The organism is Polaromonas sp. P1_G2, from assembly GCF_056405515.1.
Genome location: NZ_JBFUBY010000193.1, coordinates 1 through 7,957, shown reverse-complemented (window position 1 = coordinate 7,957; position 7,957 = coordinate 1). Strand labels below are relative to the sequence as shown.

The window sequence follows — 7,957 nt, the reverse complement described above, 5'->3', positions numbered from 1 at the left end:
GGCGCTGTACCGGCGCGCGGGTTTTGCATCCGTCTGGAGTTACGACTACTGGCGTCAAGCCTGAACAGGCTCAACCTGCCAGGCCAGCTTCAGGCCGCTTCGGCGGGCTCGGCGATGCCGCCCACGACGTGGCTGAAGCCGCCATCGACATAGGTGATCTCTGCGCTCACGCCGCCGGCCAGGTCGCTCAGCAGGAAAGCCGCCACGTTGCCCACGTCCTCAATCGTCACGTTGCGGCGGATAGGCGAAGCCTCGGCGACCACGCTCAAAATCTTGCCGAAGCCCTTGATGCCGCTGGCGGCCAAAGTCTTGATGGGGCCGGCGCTGATGCCGTTGACGCGCATGCCCTTAGGGCCCAGTGACTCGGCCAGGTAACGGACCGAGGTTTCCAGGCTGGCCTTGGCCAGGCCCATGGTGTTGTAGTTGGGAACGGTGCGCACCGCGCCCAGGTAGGTCAGCGTGAGCAGGGCAGATTTTTTGTTCAGGTAAGGCAGGGCGGCCTTGGCCATGGCCGGAAAGCTGTAGGCGCTGATGTCGTGGGCGATCTTGAAGCCCTCGCGCGACAGGCCGTCCAGGAAATCGCCGGCGATCGCCTCGCGCGGCGCATAACCGATGCTGTGCACAAAACCGTCAAAGGTCGGCCAGGTCTGGGACAGGTCGGCGAACAGCTTGGCGATCTGGGCGTCGTCGCCCACGTCGCAGTCAAAAATCAGTTTCGAGTCGAAATCGGCGGCGAATTCCGTGATGCGGTCCTTGAAGCGCTCGCCCACGTAGCTGAAGGCCAGTTCGGCGCCCTGCGCGTGGCAGGCCTTGGCGATGCCGTAGGCGATGGAGCGGTTGGACAGCACGCCCGTGATCAACAGTTTTTTGCCAGTGAGGAATCCGGTGTGTGTCGCCATGCAGGTGCTCCAGTAAATGTGCTGAGGGTGGGCCGGCAAGGGGCGCGAGATATGCGCGCCGGAAATTTGCCGACCCAAGTAGTGCAGAATTGTCGCATGCGAAGTTTGCTGCTCTGGGTCCTGCTGGGAGTTTCATTGCCATCGTGGGCAGCGCACGGCTACGCCCTCTGGGGTGACCTTAAATACCCCGCCGGCTTTGCCCATTTCGATTACGTCAATCCGGCCGCACCCAAAGACGGGGAACTGCGCCTGGTCAGCAACCTGCGCTATTCGACTTTCGACAAATACAACCCCTTCACGATCAAGGGCTCGGCGCCGGCCTACCTGGCGACGCTGATGTTCGATTCGCTCCTGGCCGGCTCCATGGACGAAACCGCCGCAGGCTATGGCCTGCTGGCCGAGGATGTGGAGCTAGCGCCCGACCGGCTGAGCGTGGTGTTCCGTCTGCGTCCGCAAGCGAAATTCCATAACGGGGCGCCGGTGGAGGCCGCAGACGTCAAGCACAGCTACGATACGCTGATAGGTCCTTACACGTCGCCCGGTTACAAGACCGCGCTGGAGGACGTGGCGGGTTGCGACGTGATCGACGCGCGCACGGTGCGTTACCGGTTCAAGAAGCCTTACCGCGAACTGCCCCTGACGGTGGGCGGCCTGCCGGTGTTCAGCCGCGCATGGGGCATGGTGAACGGCAAGCCCAAGCGCTTCGACGACGTTGTGATGGACGTGCCCATCGGCAGCGGGCCTTACAAAATAGGCCCGGTGCGTTTCGGCAAGGACATCACCTATGTTCGCGATCCCAATTACTGGGCCCGCGATTTGAACGTGCGGCGCGGCGGCTACAACTTCGATCGCATCACCGTGAAGATCTACAAGGACAGCACAGCGCGGTTGGAGGCCCTGAAGGCGGCTGAGTTCGACATGATGAGCTTTTACTCGGCCGGCGACTGGGCACGCCGTGTAACGGGCAAGCGCTTCGATTCGGGCGAACTGGTCAAGCAGGAATTCCAGCACCGCCAGCCGTCCGGGTTCCAGAGCTATGTGCTCAACAGCCGCAAGCCCATGCTCTCCGACCCACGTGTGCGCGAAGCCCTGGACCTGGCTCTGGACTACGAGTGGATGAACCGGCAGTTGTTCTACAACGGCTATCCGCGCGTGAAAGACCTGTTCGGCAACACGGACTGCGCCGCCACCGGCCAGCCATCACCGGACGAGCTGGCCCTGCTGGAGCCCTTGCGCGCCAAAGTGCCTGCCGCGGTCTTCGGGCTCATGTACCAGCCGCCCGAAACGACCGGCGAAGGTCAATCGCTGCGCAACAACCTGCGTAAGGCGCAGGCCCTGCTCAAGGATGCCGGCTGGATCTACCGCGATGGCGCGCTGCGCAATGCCAAGGGCGAGGCCATGGTGCTCGACTACCTGGACAGCCGTGACACGGGCATGCGCACGGTTGCGCCCTGGATGCGCAACCTGGAAAAGCTGGGCATCACGCTGCGCTTCTCGCCGGTTGACTTCGCGCTCTACCAGCAGCGGCTGGATAAATTCGAGTTCGACATTACGACCATTAACTTCCCAGGCACGCACGATCCGGGCCAGCAGCTGAGCGACATCTTCGGCAGCAAGGCGGCCGACACCGAAAGTTCGGGCAATTACTTCGGCGTCAAGAGCCCGGCCGTGGATGCGTTGGTCACCGCGGTGGTCAGCGCCAGGACCAAGGCCGAACTGATCCCGGCCTGCCGAGCGCTGGACCGTGTGGTCATGCATAGCCACTACCTGATCCCCCAGTGGACGCTGACGTCTCACCGCGTCGCCTACAACGGCTGGCGGCTGGGCTTCAAACCGCCGATGCCGCCCTATGCCGGGGCGGAAGACTGGGTGATGATGGCCTGGTGGGCCAAACCTGCACCCCAAGGAAAATAAGCAACATGCTCGCCTACGTCGTCAAACGCCTGCTGCTGATGATCCCCACTTTGCTGGGCGTTCTGCTGATTACCTTTGCCGTGGTCCAGTTCGTGCCCGGCGGACCGGTGGAGCAGTATCTGTCGGATGCCAAAGGCGGCTTCGGCGGCGTGGAGTCGGGTGGCTCCAGCTACCGTGGCAACCAGGGTGTGGATCCCAAGCGGCTGGAGGCGATCAAGGCCCTGTATGGTTTCGACAAACCGGCCCACGAGCGGCTGGTGCAGATGTTGGGCCAGTTCGCGCGCTTCGATCTAGGCAAGAGCTTTTTCCAGAACAAGGATGTGTGGACGCTGATCCTCGAGAAGCTGCCGGTGTCTATCAGCCTGGGACTGTGGACTTTTTTCATCAGTTACGGCGTGGCCGTGCCCTTGGGCGTGGCCAAGGCGGTGAGGGCGGGGAGCAAATTCGATCTGATCACCACCTTGCTGATCCTGGTAGGTTATGCCATTCCGGGCTTTGTGCTGGGCGTTGTGTTGCTGGTGATCTTTGGCGGCCAGTTGCAGTGGTTTCCGTTGCGCGGGCTTACGTCGCCCAACTGGGACGAGCTCAACTGGGGCGCGAAGATCGTGGACTACCTCTGGCACATCGCATTGCCGGTGACGGCCATGGTTTTCGGTAGTTTCGCGGTGACGGCCATGCTGACCAAGAACTCGTTCCTGGAGGAGATTCGCAAGCAATATGTGTTGACCGCGCGCGCCAAGGGCCTGGCCGAAAACCGCGTGCTTTGGAAGCATGTGTTTCGTAATGCGCTGATTCCCATCATCACGGGATTTCCCGGCGCGTTCATCGGGGCGTTCTTCACGGGGTCACTGTTGATCGAAACGCTGTTTTCGCTGGATGGCCTGGGCTTGCTCAGCTACGAGAGTGTGATCCGGCGCGACTATCCCGTGGTGCTTGGAACCCTTTATCTGTTCACGTTGATAGGGCTTTTAACCAAGCTGATCAGCGACCTCTCTTACGTACTGGTGGACCCTCGTGTCAAATTCGACTAGCACTGGCGCCTCCACGCTCGCGGGGGGTGTTGCCTCTGGGGGCGGTCCGGCGGCGCTCCACGTCAGCCCCGCCCGTCGCGCCTGGCGGCGATTTCGCCGCAACCCGCTGGGTTTCTGGAGTCTGGTGATCTTCAGTGCGATGGTGGTGCTCAGCCTGTTCGCCGAAGTCGTCTCCAACGACCGGCCGCTGATCGTGCGCTACGAGGGCGCCATCTATTTCCCCATCGTCAAGGACTACTCGGAGCAGACCTTCGGCGGTGATTTCCCCGCGTCCGCCGATTACCTGGACCCATTCATCCGCGACCGCATCACCACCGGCGGCAACTGGGCGATCTATGCGCCCAACCCTTACGGCCCCAAGACCCTGAACTACTTCGCCAAGTCCCCCAGTCCAGCCGCGCCCACGCGGGATAACTGGTTCGGCACCGATGACCGGGGACGTGACCTGCTGGCACAACTGATCTATGGATTTCGCGTCAGTGTTCTCTTCGGACTGGCGCTGACCGTGACCGGCACGGCGCTGGGCATCCTGGCGGGTGCGGTGCAGGGGTATTTTGCGGGTAAGACCGACCTGGTGATGCAGCGCCTGATCGAGATCTGGAGCGCGATGCCCGCACTCTATTTGCTCATCATCTTCAGTGCCATCTTCGCGCCCAGCGTCGCGCTGCTGCTGATCCTGTTGTCGGTGTTCGGCTGGATGGACCTGGCCGACTACGTGCGCGCGGAGTTCCTGCGAAACCGGCAGATGGACTACGTGCGGGCGGCCAAGGCTCTTGGCGTGGGTACTTGGCAGATCATGTGGCGCCACATCCTGCCCAACAGCATGACCCCGGTGGTGACTTTTCTGCCGTTTCGCATGAGCGGCGCAATCCTGGCGCTGACCTCTCTCGATTTCCTCGGCCTGGGTGTGCCGCCCGGCACGCCTTCGCTCGGCGAACTGCTGTCCCAGGGCAAGAACAATATTGACGCCTGGTGGATTTCTCTTTCGACTTTTGCGGTGCTGGTCATAACGCTGCTGTTGCTCACCTTCATGGGTGACGCCCTGCGCGACGCCATGGATCCCAGGAAGGCCGACTGATGGCAACACCGCTGCTCGACGTCCAGAACCTGCGGATATCGTTTGCGGGCAAGCCCGTGGTCCACGGCATCGACTTCTCCATCGCACCCGGCGAAAAACTGGCGCTGGTGGGCGAGTCCGGCTCGGGCAAGACGGTGACCGCGCTGAGCCTGCTGCGGCTGGTGCRAAACGCCGCAGTCGGCGGAAAAGCCGTCTTTACCGGCGTGGATGCGGCCGACCGCACAGCCAGCGGGGCGCCGCCCAAGGCGCCCGTCGATTTGCTGTCCCTGCCCGAGGCATCCTTGCGCGGGATTCGCGGCCGCGACATCGCGATGATCTTCCAGGAGCCCATGACGGCTCTCAACCCGCTCTACAGCGTGGGGGACCAGATTGCCGAAGTGCTCCAGGTCCACAAAGGCCAGACCCCGGCTGAAGCGATGCAGGGCGCGATCGCCTTGCTGGCCGATACCGGGATTCCGGAGCCCGAGCGCCGCGCCAATGCTTTGCCGCACCAGCTCTCGGGCGGACAGCGGCAGCGGGCCATGATCGCGATGGCGCTGGCCTGCCAGCCCCGGCTGCTGCTGGCCGACGAGCCCACCACGGCCCTGGACGTCACCCTGCGCGGCCAGATCCTGGACCTGCTGGGCGAGTTGCAGCAGCGCAACGGCATGGCCGTGCTGCTGATCACCCACGACCTCAACCTGGTGCGCAAGTTCGCCGACCGGGTGGCTGTGATGGAAAACGGCCGCATTGTGGAGCAGGGCGCCGTCACCGAGGTCTTCGCCCGGCCCCAGCATCCTTACACCCGCAAGCTGATCGACAGCAAGCCGCAGCGCGACGGGCTGGCGGCTGCCGGCGCAGCGGCGGATGCCGCTGCCACGATGACGGCGGAGCGGCTGCGTGTGGCCTACCAGGTGCCCATTCCCGGCATCCGGGGCTGGTTCCGGCGCGGCGAATTTGTGGCGGTGAAAGACGCGAGTTTCCAGATCCCGGCCGGCAGGACGCTGGGTGTGATCGGCGAATCGGGCTCGGGCAAGTCCACCCTGGCGCTGGCCAGCCTGGGCCTGCTGCCTTTTTCGGGGCAACTGCAGGCGGTGGGCCAGGCCTGGAGCAAGGAGGCCGCGCGCAACAAAGCCATGCGCCGTGCGGTGCAAGTGGTGTTCCAGGACCCGTTTTCCTCGCTGTCGCCGCGCATGACCGTCGAAGCCATTGTGGAGGAGGGCCTGCGAGTGCATGAACCCGGCCTGCACGACGCTGGGCGGCGCGAGCGCGCCTTGCAGGCGCTGGCGGATGTCGGCATGACGGAGGCCCAGTTTCCGGGCCTGCTGCAGCGTTACCCGCACGAATTTTCGGGCGGGCAGCGCCAGCGCCTGGCGATTGCCCGGGCGCTCATCGTCAACCCCAGCCTGCTGGTGCTGGACGAGCCGACCAGCGCGCTCGACGTGACCATCCAGAAACAGGTGCTGGGCCTGCTGCAAAGGCTGCAACGCGAACGCGGCCTCAGTTATTTGCTGATCACGCACGACGTCGACGTCATCCGCGCCATGGCACATGAGGTCATGGTCATGAAGGACGGTGACGTGCTGGAATCCGGTTCGCTCGGCGAGGTGCTGGATTCACCGCGCCATCCGTACACACGAGTCCTTGTGACGGCGACCTGAATACTTGATAAATCACTTTAAATAATTAAAAAATCCATATGATTWAAAAAGAAATTTCAGAAAAATTAAGCAGGCATTGAAAATCGGGAGGCGGGCGCCCATCTTTGAGTTCCCACTGTTTTCCCCCATGCGCGACCTGCGGCCCAAAGGCGTGCCGGTGCGATACAGAACTCAACAAATAAAAGATGATCCGGAGGCCATGAGCGGGTTTCCGGCAGCGGCGCTCGTTTCAGGCACGGAAATTGTTTGCATCGAAGGGCGCAGCACGTTACAATAAGAGCTTCACGACCAAATGGGCGGGTTTTCACCGCCCATTTTTTTTGGGCGTTTGTTTTTGAATATCGATTTTTAAAGCGGGTTTTAGAGACTGAATGGCATTGCAAGAGACGATTGAGCAAACTGTGACGGGACTGGGCTACGAGCTGGTCGAGATCGAGCGCACCGGCGGCGGTTTGCTGCGTGTCACGATCGACATGCCTTACGTCCAGGGCGCCGAACAGTTCATCAATGCCGAAGACTGCGAAAAAGTCACCCGCCAGCTGCAGTTCGTGCTGGAAGTCGAGGGCGCCGAATACGCCCGGCTGGAGGTCAGTTCCCCCGGCATCGACAGGCCCCTGCGCAGCGAAAAGGATTTTGAGCGTTTTGCCGGCGAACTCGTCGACATCACGCTGAAGGCGCCGATTGGTGTGGCCGCCAGCGCCGGTTCGACGGTGGCGGCCAGCCGCAAGAAATTCCGCGGCACGCTGGAGCGCGCCGAGGCTGGCTGGCAAATCGTCTGGAGTGACGAGCCCGCCGCCAAACCCGGCCAGAAGATCAGCAAGAAGAGGATTCCCGCACCGTTGCAGGCGCTGGGTTTCACGCTCGACGAACTTCACCAGGCGCGCCTTGCGCCCGTGGTGGACTTCAAGGGCCGTAAACCCAAATCAGCCCCCGGTACCGGTCCCTCGACAGAGAATTAAATTTCAAGAAATGAAGAAAGGCAGGCTTGTGAAATGAATCGCGAACTGTTGATGTTGGTTGATGCCATCTCGCGTGAAAAAAATGTGGAACGCGACGTCGTTTTCGGCGCCGTTGAGCTCGCGCTCGCCTCGGCCACCAAAAAGGTGTACGAGGGCGAAGTGGACATCCGCGTGGCCGTCGACCGTGACAGCGGCAATTACGAGACCTTCCGCCGCTGGCTGGTGGTGCCCGACGAAGCCGGCCTGCAGAACCCCGAAGCCGAAGAGTTGGTGAGCGACGCGCGCGACGAAATCGCCGACATCGAAGAAGGCGACTACATCGAAAAGCCGGTTGAAAGCCTGCCTATCGGGCGCATCGGCGCGCAAGCGGCCAAACAGGTCATCCTGCAGAAAATCCGCGACGCCGAGCGCGAAATGCTGCTCAACGACTTCATGT

8 protein-coding genes are annotated in these 7,957 nt (G+C 62.4%); 7 read left to right on the top strand and 1 reads right to left on the bottom strand.

Going from position 1 to position 7,957, the window contains the following annotated elements; translation table 11 throughout:
• Window positions 1-89: 89 nt before the first annotated feature.
• The gene (gene fabI, locus AC1D0P_RS17925) at window positions 90-899 is read right to left on the bottom strand and encodes an enoyl-ACP reductase FabI (protein ID WP_477677986.1); all 810 of its coding nucleotides are present in this window, start codon (window positions 897-899) and stop codon (window positions 90-92) included.
• A 96-nt stretch (window positions 900-995) separates the two neighbouring features.
• Here fabI and AC1D0P_RS17920 point away from each other — a divergent pair, with 96 nt between their 5' ends.
• The 7 genes from AC1D0P_RS17920 to AC1D0P_RS17890 all read left to right on the top strand — a co-directional run.
• The gene (locus tag AC1D0P_RS17920) at window positions 996-2,813 is read left to right on the top strand and encodes an extracellular solute-binding protein (RefSeq protein WP_477677985.1); all 1,818 of its coding nucleotides are present in this window, start codon (window positions 996-998) and stop codon (window positions 2,811-2,813) included.
• 5 nt (window positions 2,814-2,818) lie between these two features.
• Window positions 2,819-3,844 (top strand): microcin C ABC transporter permease YejB, encoded by a 1,026-nt coding sequence (locus AC1D0P_RS17915; RefSeq protein WP_477677984.1) that lies wholly within the window; start codon window positions 2,819-2,821, stop codon window positions 3,842-3,844.
• Window positions 3,828-4,922: an ABC transporter permease gene (locus AC1D0P_RS17910; protein ID WP_477677983.1), complete on the top strand. Its 1,095-nt coding sequence runs from the start codon at window positions 3,828-3,830 to the stop codon at window positions 4,920-4,922. Before AC1D0P_RS17915 ends, AC1D0P_RS17910 begins: the two co-directional genes overlap by 17 nt.
• On the top strand, window positions 4,922-6,562 hold the full coding sequence (locus AC1D0P_RS17905; protein WP_477677982.1) for an ABC transporter ATP-binding protein: 1,641 nt from the start codon (window positions 4,922-4,924) through the stop codon (window positions 6,560-6,562). The genes AC1D0P_RS17910 and AC1D0P_RS17905 overlap by 1 nt, the downstream gene beginning before the upstream one ends.
• 127 nt (window positions 6,563-6,689) lie before the next feature.
• Window positions 6,690-6,839, top strand: a complete 150-nt coding sequence (locus tag AC1D0P_RS17900; protein ID WP_477677981.1) for a hypothetical protein — start codon at window positions 6,690-6,692, stop codon at window positions 6,837-6,839.
• A gap of 94 nt (window positions 6,840-6,933) precedes the next feature.
• Complete coding sequence (rimP, locus tag AC1D0P_RS17895; RefSeq protein WP_477677980.1) at window positions 6,934-7,521, top strand: ribosome maturation factor RimP; 588 nt, start codon at window positions 6,934-6,936, stop codon at window positions 7,519-7,521.
• Between the two features lie 33 nt (window positions 7,522-7,554).
• Window positions 7,555-7,957, top strand: a 403-nt coding sequence (locus AC1D0P_RS17890; protein WP_477677979.1) for a NusA N-terminal domain-containing protein, incomplete at its 3' end; no start/stop codon positions are given.

What these genes read in the sequence shown, in the direction of transcription:
- fabI (WP_477677986.1), bottom strand. Translation starts at nt 899, where the DNA reads ATGGCGACACACACCGGATTCCTCACTGGCAAAAAACTGTTGATCACG.
- AC1D0P_RS17920 (WP_477677985.1), top strand. Translation starts at nt 996, where the DNA reads ATGCGAAGTTTGCTGCTCTGGGTCCTGCTGGGAGTTTCATTGCCATCG.
- AC1D0P_RS17915 (WP_477677984.1), top strand. Translation starts at nt 2,819, where the DNA reads ATGCTCGCCTACGTCGTCAAACGCCTGCTGCTGATGATCCCCACTTTG.
- AC1D0P_RS17900 (WP_477677981.1), top strand. Translation starts at nt 6,690, where the DNA reads ATGCGCGACCTGCGGCCCAAAGGCGTGCCGGTGCGATACAGAACTCAA.
- rimP (WP_477677980.1), top strand. Translation starts at nt 6,934, where the DNA reads ATGGCATTGCAAGAGACGATTGAGCAAACTGTGACGGGACTGGGCTAC.